The organism is Sphingobium sp. OAS761 (assembly GCF_024168485.1).
Taxonomy (GTDB): domain Bacteria; phylum Pseudomonadota; class Alphaproteobacteria; order Sphingomonadales; family Sphingomonadaceae; genus Sphingobium.
Genome location: NZ_JALJVY010000001.1, coordinates 371417 through 389522 on the forward strand (window position 1 = coordinate 371417; position 18106 = coordinate 389522).

At 66.0% G+C, this 18106-nt stretch carries 19 protein-coding genes; 9 read left to right on the top strand and 10 right to left on the bottom strand.

The features are described 5' to 3' along the window. Nucleotides 1-47: 47 nt before the first annotated feature. The 3 genes from J3E64_RS01920 to J3E64_RS01930 form a co-directional block, all read right to left on the bottom strand. The gene (locus J3E64_RS01920) at nt 48-677 is read right to left on the bottom strand and encodes a glutathione S-transferase family protein (protein WP_253339025.1); all 630 of its coding nucleotides are present in this window, start codon (nt 675-677) and stop codon (nt 48-50) included. 244 nt (nt 678-921) lie between these two features. Next, nucleotides 922-3255, bottom strand: coding sequence for an ATP-dependent Clp protease ATP-binding subunit ClpA (clpA, locus tag J3E64_RS01925; protein ID WP_253339027.1), 2334 nt, complete (start codon nt 3253-3255; stop codon nt 922-924). 153 nt (nt 3256-3408) lie between these two features. Further along, on the bottom strand, nt 3409-3606 hold the full coding sequence (locus tag J3E64_RS01930; RefSeq protein WP_253339029.1) for a DUF1192 domain-containing protein: 198 nt from the start codon (nt 3604-3606) through the stop codon (nt 3409-3411). Nucleotides 3607-3710: 104 nt separating this feature from the next. On the opposite strand from J3E64_RS01930, the gene J3E64_RS01935 reads away from it, so the two are divergent. The 7 genes from J3E64_RS01935 (at nt 3711) to J3E64_RS01965 (ending at nt 10465) form a co-directional block, all read left to right on the top strand. Further along, nucleotides 3711-4727, top strand: coding sequence for an NAD(P)H-quinone oxidoreductase (locus J3E64_RS01935; RefSeq protein WP_253339031.1), 1017 nt, complete (start codon nt 3711-3713; stop codon nt 4725-4727). 133 nt (nt 4728-4860) lie between these two features. Beyond that, entirely contained in the window at nt 4861-5733 is an 873-nt protein-coding gene (locus J3E64_RS01940) for a UDP-2,3-diacylglucosamine diphosphatase (RefSeq protein WP_253339033.1), read from the top strand. A gap of 48 nt (nt 5734-5781) precedes the next feature. Then, nucleotides 5782-6810, top strand: a complete 1029-nt coding sequence (locus J3E64_RS01945; protein WP_253339391.1) for a glycosyltransferase family 1 protein — start codon at nt 5782-5784, stop codon at nt 6808-6810. A gap of 116 nt (nt 6811-6926) precedes the next feature. Next, nucleotides 6927-7610, top strand: a complete 684-nt coding sequence (locus J3E64_RS01950) for a DUF1013 domain-containing protein (RefSeq protein ID WP_253339393.1) — start codon at nt 6927-6929, stop codon at nt 7608-7610. Between the two features lie 136 nt (nt 7611-7746). Continuing rightward, nucleotides 7747-9453, top strand: coding sequence for a long-chain fatty acid--CoA ligase (locus J3E64_RS01955; protein WP_253339035.1), 1707 nt, complete (start codon nt 7747-7749; stop codon nt 9451-9453). A gap of 42 nt (nt 9454-9495) precedes the next feature. Next, the gene (gene msrA / locus J3E64_RS01960) at nt 9496-10029 is read left to right on the top strand and encodes a peptide-methionine (S)-S-oxide reductase MsrA (protein WP_253339037.1); all 534 of its coding nucleotides are present in this window, start codon (nt 9496-9498) and stop codon (nt 10027-10029) included. Between the two features lie 172 nt (nt 10030-10201). After that, on the top strand, nt 10202-10465 hold the full coding sequence (locus J3E64_RS01965; RefSeq protein WP_253339039.1) for a hypothetical protein: 264 nt from the start codon (nt 10202-10204) through the stop codon (nt 10463-10465). A gap of 3 nt (nt 10466-10468) precedes the next feature. Here J3E64_RS01965 and J3E64_RS01970 read toward each other — a convergent pair whose 3' ends face one another. Beyond that, on the bottom strand, nt 10469-11425 hold the full coding sequence (locus tag J3E64_RS01970; RefSeq protein ID WP_253339041.1) for an L-threonylcarbamoyladenylate synthase: 957 nt from the start codon (nt 11423-11425) through the stop codon (nt 10469-10471). Between the two features lie 110 nt (nt 11426-11535). Between J3E64_RS01970 and J3E64_RS01975 the strand changes: the two genes are divergently transcribed. Further along, nucleotides 11536-12351, top strand: a complete 816-nt coding sequence (locus tag J3E64_RS01975; protein WP_253339043.1) for an ATP-binding protein — start codon at nt 11536-11538, stop codon at nt 12349-12351. A gap of 4 nt (nt 12352-12355) precedes the next feature. Here J3E64_RS01975 and J3E64_RS01980 read toward each other — a convergent pair whose 3' ends face one another. Further along, nucleotides 12356-13681, bottom strand: coding sequence for a sorbosone dehydrogenase family protein (locus J3E64_RS01980; protein WP_253339045.1), 1326 nt, complete (start codon nt 13679-13681; stop codon nt 12356-12358). Nucleotides 13682-13742: 61 nt separating this feature from the next. Then, entirely contained in the window at nt 13743-13916 is a 174-nt protein-coding gene (locus J3E64_RS01985; RefSeq protein ID WP_253339047.1) for a hypothetical protein, read from the bottom strand. Between the two features lie 228 nt (nt 13917-14144). On the opposite strand from J3E64_RS01985, the gene J3E64_RS01990 reads away from it, so the two are divergent. Then, complete coding sequence (locus J3E64_RS01990) at nt 14145-14348, top strand: hypothetical protein (RefSeq protein WP_253339395.1); 204 nt, start codon at nt 14145-14147, stop codon at nt 14346-14348. A gap of 10 nt (nt 14349-14358) precedes the next feature. On the opposite strand, the gene argC is transcribed toward J3E64_RS01990, so the two are convergent. Genes argC through J3E64_RS02010 form a run of 4 tightly spaced genes read right to left on the bottom strand, consistent with a single transcriptional unit; the run spans nt 14359 to nt 18032 of the window. Next, a complete protein-coding gene (argC, locus tag J3E64_RS01995; RefSeq protein WP_253339049.1) occupies nt 14359-15303 on the bottom strand; it encodes an N-acetyl-gamma-glutamyl-phosphate reductase in 945 nt (314 codons plus the stop codon). Next, nucleotides 15300-16208: a C40 family peptidase gene (locus tag J3E64_RS02000; RefSeq protein ID WP_253339051.1), complete on the bottom strand. Its 909-nt coding sequence runs from the start codon at nt 16206-16208 to the stop codon at nt 15300-15302. The genes argC and J3E64_RS02000 overlap by 4 nt, the downstream gene beginning before the upstream one ends. After that, nucleotides 16168-16575 carry a MarR family winged helix-turn-helix transcriptional regulator gene (locus J3E64_RS02005; protein WP_253339054.1) on the bottom strand — a complete coding sequence of 136 codons (408 nt, stop codon included), beginning with the start codon at nt 16573-16575 and terminating at the stop codon, nt 16168-16170. The genes J3E64_RS02000 and J3E64_RS02005 overlap by 41 nt, the downstream gene beginning before the upstream one ends. Nucleotides 16576-16634: 59 nt before the next feature. Further along, nucleotides 16635-18032, bottom strand: a complete 1398-nt coding sequence (locus J3E64_RS02010; RefSeq protein WP_253339397.1) for a M17 family metallopeptidase — start codon at nt 18030-18032, stop codon at nt 16635-16637. Nucleotides 18033-18106 lie beyond the last annotated feature (74 nt).

An 18106-nucleotide genomic window follows, 5' to 3' on the forward strand; every position in this document is an offset into this window, starting at 1 on the left:
GATCCGCCGGGCCTTTTCCTTGTGCTGCGGCCAAGAAGGGTGGCCGGTCAGCCCTTTTGCTGCATCTCCGCGATCAAGGCGCCGTCAATCTCCTTCTGCCGCCGATAGGCGGGCCGGGCGCGCAGGCGTTCTGCATAGGCTTCGAAGGCGGGCCGGGTCGGGATCGTCTTGAAGCCCAATCCCCAGTCGACCTGCGAGCCGACATAGACGTCGGCGGCAGTGAATTGCTCCCCGCAGATCCAGCGGTCGCCCGATACCGCCCTTTCCAGTACGTCCATCGTGGCGTCGAAGCTGCCATAGCCGGCCATGCGTTCGCGCCCGTCCGGCACGACGAAGCCGAGCGCGCGGTTGGTCACAGCAGCCTCCACCGGCCCGGCGGCGAAGAAGAGCCAGCGATAATAGGCGTCGCGTTCGGCCGTGGGCGGCGCCAGGTTGGCGGCGGGAAAGGCATCGGCCAGATAGGCGCAGATGGCCGCGCATTCGGTGACGACGCGGCCCCGATGGACGATCGCGGGCACCTTGCCCATCGGATTGATCGCCAGATAGTCGGGCGACTTCATGGCGCCTTCGTAGTTCAGCAACACGGTTTCGTAGACTTCGCCGACCTCCTCCAGCATCCAGCGGACGATCTGCCCGCGCGACATGGGGTTGGTGTAGAAAACGAGATCGAGGGACATGGCGGCATCCTTTCTGAATCAGGTCTGCGCATGGTGCGCCGGGTTGCCGATGGATGCCAGCGTCGGTGTGGGATTCATTTTAGCGCGCGAGAAGCGGGAGGCTGGGGGGCTTTGCGGTCATGGCTGACCGGGTCAGCCCTCTTATCGCTGAGGTTGAGCGCCAGCCCGCAAATCCACGTCGTCTATGGCAACAAAAAAAGGCGACCCGAACGGGCCGCCTTTTTCGATTTGCGTGCGAACGCTCTTACTTCGTTCCGGCTGCCGTCTTCGCCTTGCCGCCCTTCTTGCCCTTCTTGGGCGCGGCGGGAGTGATTTCAAAGGCCAGGGCCCCAACCCCTTCGGCATCTTCCTTCATGCGGACGTGGACCTCGCCGCCATGGACCAGCTTGCCGAACAGCAGTTCCTCGGCCAGCGGCTGCTTGATCTTTTCCTGCATCAGGCGGCCCATCGGACGGGCGCCATAGAGCTTGTCATAGCCCTTGGCGGTGAGCCATTCCTTCGCCTTGTCGTCCAGCGTGATGTGGACGTCGCGATCGGCCAGTTGCAGTTCGAGTTGCAGCACGAACTTGTCGATGACGCGGGCGACGATTTCCGGCGGCAGATAGCCGAAGGGCACGATCGCATCCAGGCGGTTGCGGAATTCGGGGGTGAAGAGCTTCTTCACCGCGTCTTCCTGCACGTCGTCGCGCGACAGTTCGCCAAAACCGATGCTTTCCTTCGCCATGTCCGACGCACCGGCATTGGTGGTCATGATGAGGATGGTGTTGCGGAAATCGACGGTCTTGCCGTGATGATCGGTCAGGCGGCCATTGTCCATCACCTGAAGCAGGATGTTGAACAGGTCGGGATGCGCCTTCTCGATTTCGTCCAGCAGCAACACGCTGTGCGGGTTCTGATCGACCGCGTCGGTCAGCAGGCCGCCCTGATCATAGCCGACATATCCCGGAGGCGCGCCGATCAGCCGGCTGACCGAATGGCGTTCCATATATTCCGACATGTCGAACCGCTGGAGCGGGATGCCGAGCAGCGTCGCGAGCTGGCGCGCCACCTCCGTCTTGCCGACGCCGGTGGGGCCGGAGAAGAGATAGTTGCCGATCGGCTTGTCGGGATCGCGCAGGCCCGCGCGCGACAGCTTGATCGCGGAGGACAGCACTTCGATCGCCTTGTCCTGCCCGAACACCACGCGCTTCAAATCCGTGGTCAGGCTTTCCAGCACGCTCTTGTCGTCGGACGACACCGTCTTGGGCGGAATGCGCGCCATGGTGGCGATCACCGCCTCGATCTCCTTGGGGGTGATCGTCTTTTTCCGCTTCGAAGGTACGACCAGCATCTGCATCGCGCCGACCTCGTCGATCACGTCGATCGCCTTGTCGGGCAGCTTGCGGTCGTTGATGTAGCGCGCCGAAAGCTCCACGGCCGCCTTGATCGCGTCCGGTGTATATTTGACGTGGTGATGCTCCTCGAACGCCGAACGCAGGCCCGCGAGGATCTTGATCGTGTCCTCGATCGTCGGTTCGTTGACGTCGATTTTCTGGAACCGGCGCAGCAGGGCGCGGTCCTTTTCGAAATGGTTGCGGAATTCCTTGTAGGTGGTCGAGCCGATGCAGCGGATCGTGCCGCCCGACAAAGCAGGTTTCAGCAGGTTCGATGCATCCATCGCGCCGCCGCTGGTCGCGCCCGCGCCGATCACCGTGTGGATTTCATCGATGAACAGCACCGCATGCGGCATCTTTTCCAGTTCGGTGACGACCGCCTTCAGCCGTTCCTCGAAATCGCCGCGATACCGGGTTCCGGCCAGCAGCGCGCCCATGTCGAGCGAATAGATGACCGCTTCCTTCAGCACGTCGGGCACGTCGCCCTCGACGATCTTGCGGGCCAGCCCTTCGGCGATCGCGGTCTTGCCGACGCCCGGATCGCCGACATAGAGCGGGTTGTTCTTTGACCGGCGGCAAAGAATCTGGATGGTGCGATCCACCTCCGCGGTGCGGCCGATCAGCGGATCGACCTTGCCGCGACCGGCCTTCTCGTTGAGGTTGACGGTGAACTGTTCGAGGGCACTGTCCTTCTTGGCCTTCCCGTCCTGCACCTTCTTTTCCTCCTCGGCGGCGCCCTTTGCTTCCTGACGCTCGGGCTGGGGCGTGCCCTTGCCGACGCCGTGGCTGATATAGCTGACGGCATCGAGACGGCTCATGTCCTGCTGTTGCAGGAAGTAGACGGCATAGGATTCCCGCTCGGAAAAGAGCGCGACCAGAACATTGGCGCCCGTCACCTCATCCTTGCCGGACGACTGGACGTGCAGGATTGCGCGCTGAACCACGCGCTGGAAACCGCTGGTGGGGGAGGGATCGGACGAGCCCTCGACCTTAAGGCTGTCGAGCTCGGCGTCGAGATAATGGGTCACGGCATCGCCCAGCTCGCCCAGGTCCACGCCGCAGGCCTGCATCACCTTCGACGCATGTTCATCGTCGATCAGGGCGAGCAGCAGATGTTCCAGCGTCGCATATTCATGCCGACGCTCGGACGCGTGGGTCAGGGCATTGTGCAGGGTGGTTTCGAGGGCGGACGCGAAGGATGGCATGTCTGTTCTACTCCTGGCCCCATGCAGGGGCGGTATCGAACCTTATGTCGGCATTGCTCGACGCCGGATCAAGCCATCCGGCCCGATCAGCGGAATTGCCAGACTGCCCATGCCCGGAGAGACCCTGAAGGGTACAGGGGGCGGGGCGCCGGTTCATCGCTTGAATAGCGCCTCGGCACTTGCCTTATGGTTAACGGCGCTTTCCATTTTCGATCTGGTGCGCACTATTTCCGCTTCCAGCGCGGAGATGCGCGCCCCCAGTTCGGCAACGGACAGGGAGGCCAGATCCTGCCGCAGCAGTCTGGCCAGAGGATCGTCTCCCTTACGCGGCAGATCGTCGTCCATGTCCATGCAGGCCAATGTTGACCCTGCGGGCCACTCTGTCAATAAGGGCGCTCGCTTTGCCGCATGATTTTTGTGCGACGCAGCATCATACGGCTTTTGGGGAAGCACATATGGCGGACGCGGACGTGCAGCAATTTGCGGTGCCATCGGATATGACCGCGATCGGTATCGCGGCGCCGGGCGGCCCCGACATGCTGGTCCCGGAACGGCGGCCGGTGCCGGTGCCGGGCGCCGGCGAAGTGCTGATCCGGGTCGCGGCGGCCGGGGTCAATCGCCCGGACGTCCTGCAACGCATGGGCAAATATCCGCCGCCGCCCGGCGCCTCGGACATTCCGGGACTGGAAGTTGCCGGCACGGTCGTCGCGGCCGGCGAGGGCGCGGACATGATGGTCGGGCAGAAGGTCTGCGCCCTGCTGGCGGGCGGAGGCTATGCCGAATATGCGGTCGCGCCCGCGGGCCAGTGCCTGCCGGTGCCGAACGGCGTCGACCTGGTGGAGGCGGCGGCACTGCCCGAGACATTGTTCACCGTGTGGACCAACCTGTTCGAACGCGCCTATGTCGTGGCGGGAGACACGGTGCTGGTGCATGGCGGCACCAGCGGCATCGGTACGATGGCGATCACCCTGTGCCGGCTGTTCGACATCCGCATCGTCGTAACCTGCGGCAGCGACGGGAAATGCGCGCAGGCGCGGGAATGGGGCGCCGATCACGCGATCAATTACCGGACCGGGGATTATGTCGCGGCGGTGAAGGAGATCACCGGCGGAAAGGGTGTGCAGGCCGTGCTGGACATGGTCGGCGGCGACTATGTGCCGCGCAACCTGGAATGCCTGGCCGAGGACGGACGGCATGTGTCGATCGCGGTACTGGGCGGGGCGAAGGCGAGCATCTTCATTCCGGCGATCATGAGCAAGCGGCTGACCATCACGGGATCGACGCTGCGGGCGCGATCGGTGGGCTTCAAGAGCCTGGTCGCGGATGAGCTGATGCGCAACGTCTGGTCCTTCGTGGAAGAGGGCCGTCTGCGCCCGGCGATGGACCGGCGCTTCGCGCTGACGGACGCGGCGAAGGCGCATGCGCGGATGGACGCGGGCGAGCATTGCGGGAAGATCGTGCTGGTGGCGTAAGGGCGCGCTGACCGGCATCGGCGATGATCCGGTGCGGATGAAACCGTAGCATTTCCGTCATATTCTCTGCGGAACTGTAACATAGTGGCGCTAAGGATTCGGTCCCGAGGACAGAGGTTTTCGGGGACCCATCATGAACGCCATCACGCGCCTGCCCTTCCTGAGCGACCTGGAAGAGGGCGTTGAAGATACGCTCCAGACGCCCGAGCGGGAAGGGCAGCGGCGCCGCTATCGCACCATCTGGATTTCGGACATTCACCTTGGCACGCGCGGCTGCAATGCGGCGATGCTGATCGACTTTCTGGACAATGTGGACAGCGAAACCATCTATCTGGTCGGTGACATCATCGACGGATGGCGCCTGAAAAAGCGCTTCTACTGGCCGCAGGCGCATAATGACGTGGTGTGGCGCATCATGAAGCGCGCCAAGCGCGGCACGCGCGTCGTCTATATTCCCGGCAACCATGACGAGATGTTCCGGCAGTTCACCGGCATGAGCTTTGGCGGGGTGGAAATCCGGCGCAAGGCGATCCACCAGACGGCCGACGGCCGCAAGCTGCTGGTGCTGCATGGCGACGAGTTCGACACGATCATGCTGGCGCATCGCTGGCTCGCCTTTGTAGGGGACGCGGCCTACACGACGCTGATGCGGCTGAATGTGGTCGTGAACGCGGTGCGGCAGCGCATGGGGCTGCCCTATTGGTCGCTTTCCAAGATGGCCAAGCACAAGGTCAAGAATGCCGTGTCCTTCATCTCCCGCTTCGAGGAAGTGGTGGCGCATGAGGCCGGGGCGCGCGGCGTCGACGGCGTGGTGTGCGGCCACATCCACAATGCCGAGATGCGCCGGATCGAGGGCGTCGATTATTATAATGACGGCGACTGGGTGGAAGGCTGCACCGCGCTGGTCGAACATTGCGACGGGCGGATGGAGGTGCTGCATTGGGCCGATGAAATCGCCGGGCGGTCGCAGGACGGTCGCGTGGAACAGGCCCGGATCGCGGCGTGACGCCGGAAGTGGCATCGCCCGGGGCAGTCTTCAGTGGAGCATGACGTGATGCGCATCGCCATCGTGACCGATGCCTGGAGCCCGCAGGTCAACGGCGTCGTGCGAACCCTGCAGACCATCCAGCGCGAACTGGAGCATATGGGCCATCAAGTGAAGGTGGTGTCGCCCGATCTCTACGGGTCCATTCCCTGTCCGACCTATCCCGAGATCCGGCTGGCGCTGGTGCGGTCCGCCGTGGTGGGTCAGGAGATCGCGGCGTTCCGGCCCGACGCGGTGCATCTGGCGACGGAAGGACCGCTGTGCGTGGCGGCCCGGCGCTGGTGCCTGCGCAGCGGCGTGCCCTTCACGACCGCCTATCACACCCATTTCCCCGATTATGTGGCGCAGCGCACGGGTCTGCCTGCCGCGTGGTTCTGGCGCTATATACGCTGGTTTCACGGGCCGGCGCAGGCGGTGCTGGTGTCGACCCGTTCGGTGCGCGAACAATTGCGCGCGCACGGCGTCGCCAATGTGCGGCCCTGGGGCCGGGGCGTGGACCTGGCCGCCTTCACGCCCGCCGCCCCGCCGCCCGATCTGTTCGCCGACCTGGCGCGCCCGATCATGCTCTATGTCGGGCGGGTCGCGGTCGAGAAGAATCTGGAGGCGTTCCTCGCCAGCGATCATCCCGGCACCAAGGTGGTGGTCGGCGACGGGCCGGCGCGCGCTGCGCTGGAACGGGCCTGGCCGCAGGCGCGCTTTCTGGGCGCGATGTTCGGCACCGGACTGGCGGGCGCCTATGCCGGGGCGGACGTGTTCGTCTTTCCCAGCCGGACCGACACGTTCGGGCTGGTGATGATCGAGGCGCTGGCCTGCGGCACGCCGGTCGCGGCCTATCCCGTGACCGGCCCGGTCGACATCGTGACGGCCGAAACCGGCGCCCTGTCGGACGATCTGGGGCAGGCGATCGGGCAGGCGCTGACCCGCGACCGCGCCGCCTGCGCCGCCTATGGGCGCGGCTTCAGCTGGGAACGGAGCGCGCGCGAATTCCTGTCGGGCCTCCACGAAATCGACCCGGACGTCATCGACAGCGCCGCCTGACGCTTTTCCTTGCCGCCGGGGCCGCGATGGATTATCTCTCCTCCGTCACGGCCGCCCAGATTGGGCGGCCCTTATCGTTTTTACGTGCCGGAGAAGACCCCGTGTCCCAGCCCCTTATGCCCCATGCGACCGCCAGCTGGCTGGTCGACAACAGCGCGCTGAGCTTTGACCAGATCGCGGAATTTTGCGGGCTTCACATCCTTGAGGTGCAGGCGATCGCCGACGATACCGCCAGCATCAAATATACCGGTCGCGATCCGGTGCGCGCCCATGAGATCACCATGGAGGAAATCCACAAGGGCGAGGCGAACCCCGACTACAAGCTCAAGATGCTGAAGGGCCCCGAGCCGGTCCGTCGCACCAAGGGGCCGCGCTACACCCCGGTCAGCAAGCGGCAGGACAAGCCGGACGGCATCGCCTGGATCCTGCGCAATCATCCCGAAGTGTCGGACGGCGCGATCGGCAAGCTGATCGGCACGACCCGCACGACCATCGCCGCGATCCGCGACCGCACCCACTGGAACATCTCCAACATCACGCCCAAAGACCCGGTGACGCTGGGCCTGTGTTCGCAGCGCGAACTGGATGCGCTGGTGGCGCGGGCCGCCAAGAAGGCGGGGATCGAGGCCCCGACCGATTCGCGCCTGGACGGCGACCGCGAGGCGTTGATCGAGGAACTGCGGCGCGAGCGCGAGGATGCCGTGCGTCGCGCGGAGCAGGCGCTCAAGAGCGAAGGCGACCTGATTTCGGGTGTCGCTACCGTGCTGGATCCGTTCAGCAGCAACAAGGGCGAGGTGTGATGCCGTAGCGTCGGCGGCGTTCCCCGGGGCGCGCCGCGACGCCGCCGGAATGCAGGGCCGTGCGGGCATGTCCGCGCGGCCTTTTTTGCTGCGGTTGACGCTTGCGTAAAGTAGGCGATGGCCATACATTCCAGGCATGGAGAGCATAGAAAAAATCCTGACGGAGCATTACCGGCACCCTACGCCATGGGCCCAGAGCTTTGCGCCGCTGTCGATGGGACAGATGGTCGCCGACAGCGTCAACGCCCATCCCGACGCCCATATGATCGACTTCATGGGCCGCAAGTTCAGCTATGGCGAGACGTTCGACCAGATGCGTCGCATCGCCTGCGGACTTCAGGCGATGGGCGTGCGCAAGGGCGATCGGGTCGGCCTCTTCCTGCCCAACACGCCCCATTATGTCACGGCCTATTATGGCGCGCTGATGGCCGGGGCGATCGTGGTCAACTTCTCCCCGCTCTATACCGCCGCCGAACTGGAGCATCAGGTCGAGGACAGCGGGACGAAGATCCTTTTCACACTGTCGGCAAAGGCGTTGCTGCCCACCGCGCTGGACGTGCTGGAGCATAGTTCGCTGGAAACCCTGATCGTGGGGACGGTGGCGGAAATGCTGCCGCCGGTGAAATCGCTGCTGTTCCGCTGGTTCAAGGCGGGTGAATCCGCGCCCATCCCCGACGACCCCCGCGTGATCCGCTATGACCGGCTGATGGCCAACCGCGGCGAATGCGCCATGGCCGACATCGATCCGGCCAACGACATCGCGTTGCTGCAATATACCGGGGGCACCACCGGCACGCCCAAGGGGGCGATGCTGACGCACCAGAACCTGACCGCCAATGCGCGACAGGCGCAGGCGATCGACCCGCGTGCGCATGAAGAGGACCGGATCATCGCGGTCCTGCCTTTCTTCCACGTGTTCGCCAATACCTGCACGCTCAACCGGACGGTCATGAACGGCGGCGAGATGGTGATGCTGCCGCGTTTCGATGCCGCCCAGGTGCTGGCGGCGGTGCAGCGCGTCAAGGCGACGTCGCTGCCCGGCGTCCCGACCATGTATCAGGCGCTGCTGGATCATCCCGCGCTCAGGAATGTCGACTTTTCCTCGCTGCGCGCCTGTATTTCCGGGGGCGCGCCGCTGCCGCTGGAACTCAAACAGAAATTCGAGACGGCGACCGGTGCCAGGCTGATAGAAGGCTATGGTCTGACTGAAACCAGCCCCATCGTCTGTTCCAACCCCTATGAAGGGTTGAACAAGAGCGGGACGGTGGGACAGCCCGTGCCCGGAACGCGCGTCAGGCTGGTGGACCGGGAGGACCCGACGAGACCGCCGCCCGAGGGCGAGCCGGGCGAATTGCTGTTCGCCGGGCCCCAGATCATGAAGGGCTACTGGAACCGGCCGGACGCCGACGCGCAGGTGTTCGTCGGCGATTATGTCCGCACCGGCGACGTCGGCATCATCGACGAGGATGGTTATGTGAAGATCGTCGACCGGCTTAAGGACATGATCGCGGTCGGCGGGTTCAAGGTGTTCCCGAGCCAGGTCGAATCCGTGCTCTACCACCATCCCGCGATCAAGGAGGCGCTGGTGATCGGCGTGCCCGACCGTTATCGGGGCGAACAGCCCAAGGCCTTCGTGACATTGAACGAGGGTGAGACGATCGACGGCGCGGCGTTGAAGGACTGGCTGAACCCGCAACTGGGCAAGCATGAGCGGGTATGCGAGGTGGAGGTGCGACTTTCCCTGCCCAAGACACTGGTCGGGAAGCTGTCGCGCAAGGAACTGGTCGCGGAGGAACGGGCCAAGGCGGAAGCCGCGGCGATGGAGGCTGGAACACCGGCCTGACACTTCCTATCTCCCCGTTTCAGGACGACAAGGATGGATCATATGGCCGACGACATCGCGACACTAGCCGGGGGCTGTTTCTGGTGCACTGAGGCGGTGTATCAGAATCTCAAGGGCGTGAAGGCGGTGGAAAGCGGCTATATCGGCGGCGCATTGCCCGATCCCACCTATGAACAGGTCTGTTCGGGCAGCACGGGCCATGCCGAGGCGATCCGCATTGCCTACGACCCCGATGTCATATCCTACGACGACCTGCTCGCCATCTTCTTTGCGACGCACGACCCGACGACGCTGAACCGTCAGGGCAATGACGTCGGCACCCAGTACAGGTCCGCCATCTTTCCGCATTCGCCCGAGCAGGAAGCGCAGGCGCGTGCCGGGATTGAGCGCGCGCAGGCGGACCAGTCGGCCCCGATCGTCACCACGATCGAGCCGGACGCGCCCTGGTATCCGGCCGAGGACTATCACCAGAAATATTGGGAGCGGGTCGGCGACCGAAACCCCTATTGCATGGCGGTGATCCCGCCCAAGCTTGCCAAGCTGCGCAAGGGTTTTGGCGAGCGGATCGACGCCTGATCGGTGCGCGCGCGCCCGCACGCCCCGCGCGACGTCCTTGGTGGGCGGTTCATATCCGTCATGCTAGGGGATTGATTTTGACATTTGCATTCCCGCCGGCTTGGATGGGTCTGCAAATGTCAAAATCGGACCACTGAGGACGGCGAAACGCATCAGCCGGGGATCGACGACGATGACGAGAAAGATAATGTTCGCAATGCCGCTGCTGCTGCTGGCCCTGCCGGGGTGCGTGCGCACCGTGGCGAGCGTGGTGACGGCACCGGTGCGGGCCGGGTCGCAGGTGGCGGACTGGGCGACCACCAGCCAGGACGAAGCCGACCGCAACTATGGCCGCAAGATGCGCAAGCAGGAAGCGCGCGAGGGCAAGGCGGCGAAGAAGGCGGCGAAAGAGCGCCGCAAACAGTGCCGGGATGCCGGCTACAGCGACTGCGACTGACCGTCAGGCGGCGGCGCGGCGCAGCCGGTCGTTGATCGCCGCGCCGATGCCTTCGACCGGGATCGGCGCGACCGCGATGCTGGCAGCCGCGCTGGCATCGGCGACATGCAGCGCGGAGAACAGGTTAGCCGCCGCCTCGCGCATGTCCGCTTCGAGGCTGAGGTTGATGTGGCAGGGCATCAGGCCGAAACCGATCAGATATTCGTCCTTTTCCGCGCGCAACGCGTTCAGCCGGACGGGCTTGGACGGCGCATAATGGCTTTCCAGTTGGCCGGGCGCCTCGATCCGCGACGTGTCGCCCGCGCCGGTGACGGGCACGCCCGCCGCCTGCTCCAGCATCGCCGCCGTGACCGGGCCGGGGCGCAGCAGCCGCACGCGGTCCGCCTCCGGCGCGGCGATGGTGGATTCGAGCCCCTCGCTGGTCGGCCCTTCATCCAATACCAGGCGCAGCCGGCCGGACAGGCTTGCCAGCACATGTTCCGCGCGCGTCGGGCTGATCGAACCGCTGCGATTGGCCGATGGCGCGGCGAGCGGCCGGCCGCTTTCGCGGACCAGCGATCGCATGGCGGGATGGGCGGGCAGTCGCAGCGCGACGGTCGGCAGGCCCGCCGTCACCAGCGCGGAAAGGCCGCTGTCGGCGCGCACCGGCAGCACCAGCGTCAGCGGGCCGGGCCAGAAACGCTCGGCCAGCAGCCGCGCCATCGGGGAAAAGTCTGCCAGTCGCTCCGCCATGTCCAGGTCGGCGACATGGACGATCAGCGGGTTGAAGCTGGGCCGTCCCTTGGCGCTGTAGATGGCGGCGACAGCCTGATCGTCGGTGGCGTCGGCGGCAAGTCCATAGACGGTTTCGGTGGGAACGGCGACAAGTTCGCCGGCGCGGATGAGCAGGGCGGCCTCCCGCAGCGCGTCGGCACCATAGCGGCAGGTTCTGGTCGCGAAAGCTGGATTGGCGATGGTCACGGCCCCGGCGATATACTCTCCACATCCGCCGAGTAAAAGACCATTGCGTCAGAAGAATGACATTGCCTTGGCGCTTGTCCTCCATCACCCGCGTCGGTAAGCCGCGCGCCATGAACGACGCGATCCTGACCCGCATTGCCGAGGCGCTGGAACGGCTGGCGCCGCCGCCGGCTGCCCCTGCCGACCTTTCCGCCGCCCCGGCCTATGTCTGGGACGGCCGATCCATCCGTGCGGTCGAGGCGTTCGCGCCGGTCGATTATGCGCTGCTGACCGGCATCGACGCGCAGAAGGAAGCGCTGCTGGAAAACACGCGGCGCCTGGCGGCCGGGCATGCCGCCCATGACGTGCTGTTGTGGGGCGCGCGCGGTACGGGCAAGTCCGCCGTCGTTGCGTCCGCGGTCGGTGAACTCCAGCGGCAGGGGCGGGACATCGCGCTGTTGCAATGCGCGATCGACGAACTGGCCAGCCTGCCGGCGCTGTTTTCGGCGCTGCGGGCGACGACGCGGCCGTTCATCCTGTTTCTGGACGATCTGGGGTTCGACGACAGCGGCGCCGATGCGCGTGCGCTGCGATCCCTGCTGCAGGGGGGCACGGCGGCGCGGCCGGCGCATGTGCGGCTGTATGTCACGTCCAACCGCCGCCATATCGTGCCGCGTCACATGGCCGAGCAGGATGATCCGATCAATCCGCGCGACGTGGTCGATGACAAGATGGCGCTGTCGGACAGGTTCGGGCTGAGCCTGGGCTTTCACGCCATGGATCAGGACGCCTATGTCGCCATCGTGCGCGGTTATGCCGACAGCCTGGGCCTGGACTTCGATCCGTTGGAGGCGATCCGGTGGTCGACGCAGCGCGGCAGCCGGTCGGGCCGGGTCGCCTGGCAATATGTGGTCGAACTGGCGGGGCGCAACGGGCGCGCCGTCTGACGCGCTATTTCGCCTTCGTCACCCGCCATATTATCCCGCCCACATCGTCGCTGACCAGCAGCGCGCCACCGGCGTCCGGGGTGACGTCCACCGGCCGTCCATTGGCCGAACCTTCCGCGTCCAGGAATCCGGTCAGCACGTCGATCGGCTTGGCCTTCGTCGTTTCGCCATCCTTCAGCGGAACGAACACCACCTTGTATCCGGCCGCCGGCTTGCGGTTCCAGCTGCCGTGCAGCGCGATGAAGGCGCCATTGCCGAAGGGTGCGCCCAGCTTCACATTCTGCGCGAAGCTCAGGCCCAGCGGCGCGACATGGTTGCCCAGCGCATAGTCGGGGCGTTTGGTATATTCCCGAATCTCCGGCCGCTGCGGCTGGACCCGGCGATCCTCATACCCGCCCCAGTAATTCCACGGCCAGCCGTAGAAGGCGCCGAATTCGACCCGGGTCAGATAATCGGGAACAAGGTCCGCGCCCAGCATGTCGCGTTCGTTGACCACGCCCCAAAGGCCGCCGCCTTCCGGTTCGAAGGCCAGGCCGACCGGGTTGCGCAGCCCCGACGCGAAGATACGCGAATAGCCGGTCTTGGGATTGACCTCCAGCACCGCGGCGCGGCGCGCTTCGCTCTCCATCCCGTTTTCGCCGATATTGCTGTTGGACCCGACCCCGACATAGAGCAGCCCGTCCGGGCTGACAGCCAGGCTGCGCGTCCAGTGCATGTTGGGGGCCTGCGCCGGCAGGTCGATGATCTTGCGCCCCTTGGCCGCGATCCGCGTATCGCCGGCCTTGTATGGATAGGCCATCAGCGCATCGGTATTGGCGACATAGAGCGTGTCGCCGATCAGCGCCATGCCATAGGGGGAATTGAGTCCGGTCAGGAAGGCGGTGCGGGTTTCGGCGTGACCGTCACCGTCCGCGTCGCGCAGCAGGGTGATGCGGTTGGCCGACGGCACGCCCGCGCCCGCTTCGGCCATCAGATAGTTCATGACGCGCTGGACCAGGCCATCCTTCGGCCGGGGCGGGCTGTTCGTTTCCGCGACCAGTATGTCGCCATTGGGCAGGCGCAGCAACGAACGGGGATGGGCCAGCCCCTCGGCGAACCGCGCTACCGCCAGCCCGCGCGCGGCGACGGGGGCCGCCCCGGCTTTCCACGGCTTTACCTTGGCGATGTTGACGGTCGGTATCATTTCGCTGCGGGGGCTGGTGAAGGCCGGTTCCGGTCCCACGTCGGCGCCCGGCGGCAGGCGCGCCGTATCGCCCTGCGCGAAATAGAGGAAGGCGCCGCCCGCAAGGGCGATCACGATAAGCGGAAGGGCGATGACATGCTTGTTCATGGCGTCCCATCTAGGTCGGGGCGCAGCGCCGGGCAAGGCGGATAGCGGCGGCGCCGGCGGCTTATTCGCCCCGTTCGCGCAACCAGAGCAGAATGGCGATGGCGATGCCGGTGCCGAGCCCGGACAACAGGCCGATGCTGGGCTGCCCCATCAATCCGCCGCCGATCGTGCCGACCATGGTCAGCAGCGCGATGATCGCGCCCGCGCCGGTCGGAGTCTTGTTGTTCCTGCTCATGGAGCGCCCTTTGCCACGGCCGCGCCGTCAATGCCAGCCGCTTCCCGTCGCGGCCCGTTTCGGGACGACGTGTCCCGGTGTGGCACTCCTGTCCCGTCCCGGGACTTGCCTAATCCTTCGTTCACCCTCGTATCCCGCCCTGCGTCCCGGCGGCGGGAAATGGCACGCGGCTTGAACCGTCGACCTGACTAAGGGGTCGCCAGAATATTATGCGGGGGTGCAATGCAGATGCCGTTTGTCGCGGATCGCAAGAGCTACGAGGATGCCGCCGAACTGATCGCAATGTTCGGCGACAATGCGGGGTACGAAGCGGCCGCCCGCGCCGACCGCAGCCTGGACATGGGCAATCATATCCATTTCTGCCACTGGCGCCAGATCGAGCGGCTGATCGTCGTGCTGACCCATTATCAGCCGATCGGCACGGTTCACTGACCGCGACCGATCAGAGCCGCAGGCCCGCCGTTTCCGGCAGGCCGGCAAGGATGTTCAGGTTCTGCACCGCCGCGCCCGCCGCACCCTTGCCCAGATTGTCCAGCGCCGCGATCAGCCGCGCCTGACCGCTTTCGGCATTGCCGAACACGAAGAGGGCCAGCCGGTCGGTGGCGCCCACATGCTCCAGGTCGATGCTGGTCATGCCGGCGCTGGCGTCGAACGGCGCCACACTGACGATCGGCGACCCCGCATAGGCGGTCGCGAGCGCTTCGTGGATGCTTTCCAGCGTCGGGACACCGGGCATGGCCCGCAATTGCAACGGAACCTCCACGATCATGCCGCGATAGGCATCCGCCACGGCCGGCGCGAACAAGGGCGGATGGGCGAGGCCGGAATAGCATGTCATTTCCGGGACATGCTTGTGGGAAAGGCCAAGGCCGTAGGCGCGAAACCCGGTCGGGGCGCCGCCTTCCCCCTCATAGTCCGCGATCATCGCCTTGCCGCCGCCGGAATAGCCCGACGCCCCCGATACCGAAACCGGCCAGTCGGACGGGATCCGCCCGGCAAGGACCAGCGGGCGCACGAGCGCCAGAAATCCGGTCGGCCAGCAGCCCGGGTTGGCGACGAACCGGGATGCGGCCAGCCGGTCGCGATGCCCGGGCTCCAGCTCGGGAAAGCCGTAGGTCCACCCGTCCGCCACCCGGTGCGCGGTGGACGCGTCGATGACGCGTGTATGATCGTTGTCGATCAGCGCCACCGCCTCGCGCGCGGCGTCATCGGGCAGGCACAGGATCACGACGTCCGCCGCGTTCAGCGCGTCGCGCCGCGCGGCCACATTTTTGCGGTCCCGCTCGTCCAGCCTGATCAGGGAAAGCTCCGCACGGCCCGCCAGCCGCTCGCCGATCTCCAGCCCGGTCGTGCCCACGCCGCCGTCGATGAAGACCCGGGTCGTCATGCGCCGATCCTCCGCATCGCGATAACGGGCTGGGGATGGTCGGGCGCCAGCCGCGCGACGACGTCGGCCAGCGGTTCCTTCACCACCGCCATCCAGTGGGCGTTGGCGTGCAGCAGGATATGTGCATCCGTCATGATGCCGACATGGCCGGGAAAGAAGATGAGGTCACCCCGTTGCAGCCCGGAGTCGGTCGGCACCGGCTGGCCGATCCCTTCGCATTGCAGGTCGGTGTCGCGCGGCACGGCGATGCCGCATTGGCCCAGCGCGACCTGCACCAGTCCCGAACAGTCGATGCCGCGATGACCGCGTCCGCCCCAGACATAGGGCTGACCCAGATAGCTTTCTGCCACGGCGACCCAGTCCGCCGGCACGGATGCGACCGGTGCGGCATGGCGCGCATGGACATAGCCTTCGGCGCAGGCGATGAATCCGTCCTGGAAATCGCCGGAGAACAATGCGCCTTGCGGCCAATAATCGACGATCGGCGCCTTGATGGCCGGTGCGGCGAACAGCGGCGCGGTCTCCGCGATGATCCGGTGAGTCGGCTGTTCCTCGACATCCAGGGCGTCGCGCCGGACATAGCCGACATACCCGTCATGGCCGCAAAAGCCCCAGGCCCAGTCGGTCGTCACGTCGAGCGCGTGAAAAATCTCCCCGCGCAGCAGTTCGCTCGATGCCTCGGCCGATGGCGTGGTGGACGTCAGCACCGGTGTGCCGCCGGCCACGCAGCTCAGCGGGACGGCGCGTGCATAATGGGCGGAAAAGAGCGTGCCGGCCAGCGACAGGTCGGCCAGATCGCCGCGCGCGGCATGGATGCGGCGGTCGAGCGCAACGGACCGCCCTTCCAGATGGAAGCGGGTTCTTTCAGGCGGAGCGTTCCGCGCGGGAGTGATCGGACCTTTCATCGCGCGCGGTTCCTGCGATGAAATGGTGAAAGGCGTCAAGAAATTCCGCCCCTTTGGACGTGCGTGTGATGAAAATATTGCGGCGATCGGTCACATCGCGCTCCCGCCGCAGGTAGCCGAGCGCCGACAGCTTGTTGAGCGCACGGGTGATCACCGGCTTGGAAACGTGCAACGCCTCGGCCAGTCCGCGCACCGTATGCGGTCCGGCGGCGATATAGACCGTCATCATAAGCGCCATTTGCCGGTTCGTCAGATCGGGGCGGCCCGATCGGACATAGTTGACCAGCGTGTGCATCCAGTGTCGCAATGGCGGCATGCCGGATTGACCGATTTCGATGAGCTGTTCTTTGGCCGAATGCGCGTTCATGGGCCCTTAACGCGCAATGGCAAATCCGGTTGCGTAACGGCCCCGTGATTATCAGGCCATTATATATTCTTGCCAAAGCGTCGCTGGAGCAATCGGAAAACGGCGCGCAGACCCAGCGCCTCGCCGCCCTTGGGCCGGCCGGGCCGCGCGGCCGGGCGCCAGGCGAAGGTATCGAGGTGCAGCCAGGGCGTGTCGGCGGGCACGAAGCGCTGAAGGAACAACGCGGCGGTGACGGCGCCCGCGAAGCCGCCTTCGCCGGCATTGTTGATGTCGGCCACGTCGGACTTCAGCATGTCGGCATAGCCGTCCCAGAGCGGCAGTCGCCACAGCGGATCGTCGACCTCCGTCGCGCAGGCGACGATCTGCGCGGCAAGATCCTCGTCATTGGCGAAGGTTGCGGGCAGGTCGGGGCCGAGCGCGACGCGGGCGGCACCGGTCAATGTCGCGAAATCGATCACCAGGTCCTGCTTGTCCTCGCCCGCGCGGGTCAGCGCGTCGCCCAGCACCAGCCGGCCCTCCGCATCGGTATTGCCGATCTCCACCGTCAGTCCCTTGCGCGTATGCAGGATGTCGCCGGGACGGAAGGCGTTGCCGCCGACCGCATTTTCCGCCGCAGGGATCAGGAGATGCAGCCGAACCGGCAGGTGCGCGGCCATGATCAGGCGGGCCAGAGCCAACGCGTGCGCCGCGCCGCCCATGTCCTTCTTCATCAGGCGCATGGCAGATGACGGCTTCATGTCCAGGCCGCCGCTGTCGAAACAGATGCCCTTGCCGATGATGGCGACTCGCGGTGCGCCCGGATCGCCCCAGACCATCTCGATCAGCCGGGGCGCGAAATGCCGGTCGGCGGCGCGGCCGACCGCGTGGATCATCGGATAGCCCTGTTCCAGCGCGTCGCCGCGTGTCACCGACATGTCGGCGCCGAATGCCGCCGCGACCTCTCCCGCCGCCGCCTCCAGTTCCGCCGGACCCATGTCGGCCGCCGGCGTGTTGACGAGGTCGCGTACCAGCGCGATCGCGCGCGCGAGTTCGATCGTCGGGTCGATCCGGGCGACGTCGCGCGACAGCAACAGGCGCGGGCCGGTTGCGGTTTCGTCCTTGCGATAGCGGTCGAACCGATATTGCGCGGTCAGCCAGCCCAGCGCGGCGGCACCGGGCGCGCCGTCCGCCAGCCGATAGCTGCCCGCAGGCAGCGTTTCGGCCAGCCTGGCCAGGCACCACGGACCCAGCGCCTGCTGGTCGGCGACACCGGCGACCACGCTCCAGTCGTCGGCGCCATCCCCCGGCAGGATCGCCCGCTCGCCCGCCTTGCCGCCGAATTTCTGGGCGGCGATCAGGGCACGGACGTGGTCGGGCCGGGAGGACAGCCAGGCATCGAACCCCGTGGCGTCGATCAGGTGGATGGCATGGGCGGGCTGGCCTGCGTCGGCCTTGAGCAGATCGGGATAGTCGGTCATTGCGCGGATGTAAGGAGCGCGAAGGGGCATGAAAAGCGCAAAAAAATTTCATCGTCCGCGGGCCACGGCCGGAC

Excerpts from the sequence above, each read along its gene's own strand:
- J3E64_RS01920 (WP_253339025.1), bottom strand. The coding sequence starts at position 677 with ATGTCCCTCGATCTCGTTTTCTACACCAACCCCATGTCGCGCGGGCAG.
- clpA (WP_253339027.1), bottom strand. The coding sequence starts at position 3,255 with ATGCCATCCTTCGCGTCCGCCCTCGAAACCACCCTGCACAATGCCCTG.
- J3E64_RS01930 (WP_253339029.1), bottom strand. The coding sequence starts at position 3,606 with ATGGACATGGACGACGATCTGCCGCGTAAGGGAGACGATCCTCTGGCC.
- J3E64_RS01935 (WP_253339031.1), top strand. The coding sequence starts at position 3,711 with ATGGCGGACGCGGACGTGCAGCAATTTGCGGTGCCATCGGATATGACC.
- J3E64_RS01940 (WP_253339033.1), top strand. The coding sequence starts at position 4,861 with ATGAACGCCATCACGCGCCTGCCCTTCCTGAGCGACCTGGAAGAGGGC.
- J3E64_RS01945 (WP_253339391.1), top strand. The coding sequence starts at position 5,782 with ATGCGCATCGCCATCGTGACCGATGCCTGGAGCCCGCAGGTCAACGGC.
- J3E64_RS01950 (WP_253339393.1), top strand. The coding sequence starts at position 6,927 with ATGCCCCATGCGACCGCCAGCTGGCTGGTCGACAACAGCGCGCTGAGC.
- J3E64_RS01955 (WP_253339035.1), top strand. The coding sequence starts at position 7,747 with ATGGAGAGCATAGAAAAAATCCTGACGGAGCATTACCGGCACCCTACG.
- msrA (WP_253339037.1), top strand. The coding sequence starts at position 9,496 with ATGGCCGACGACATCGCGACACTAGCCGGGGGCTGTTTCTGGTGCACT.
- J3E64_RS01965 (WP_253339039.1), top strand. The coding sequence starts at position 10,202 with ATGACGAGAAAGATAATGTTCGCAATGCCGCTGCTGCTGCTGGCCCTG.
- J3E64_RS01975 (WP_253339043.1), top strand. The coding sequence starts at position 11,536 with ATGAACGACGCGATCCTGACCCGCATTGCCGAGGCGCTGGAACGGCTG.
- J3E64_RS01980 (WP_253339045.1), bottom strand. The coding sequence starts at position 13,681 with ATGAACAAGCATGTCATCGCCCTTCCGCTTATCGTGATCGCCCTTGCG.
- J3E64_RS01985 (WP_253339047.1), bottom strand. The coding sequence starts at position 13,916 with ATGAGCAGGAACAACAAGACTCCGACCGGCGCGGGCGCGATCATCGCG.
- J3E64_RS01990 (WP_253339395.1), top strand. The coding sequence starts at position 14,145 with ATGCCGTTTGTCGCGGATCGCAAGAGCTACGAGGATGCCGCCGAACTG.
- argC (WP_253339049.1), bottom strand. The coding sequence starts at position 15,303 with ATGACGACCCGGGTCTTCATCGACGGCGGCGTGGGCACGACCGGGCTG.
- J3E64_RS02000 (WP_253339051.1), bottom strand. The coding sequence starts at position 16,208 with ATGAAAGGTCCGATCACTCCCGCGCGGAACGCTCCGCCTGAAAGAACC.
- J3E64_RS02005 (WP_253339054.1), bottom strand. The coding sequence starts at position 16,575 with ATGAACGCGCATTCGGCCAAAGAACAGCTCATCGAAATCGGTCAATCC.
- J3E64_RS02010 (WP_253339397.1), bottom strand. The coding sequence starts at position 18,032 with ATGACCGACTATCCCGATCTGCTCAAGGCCGACGCAGGCCAGCCCGCC.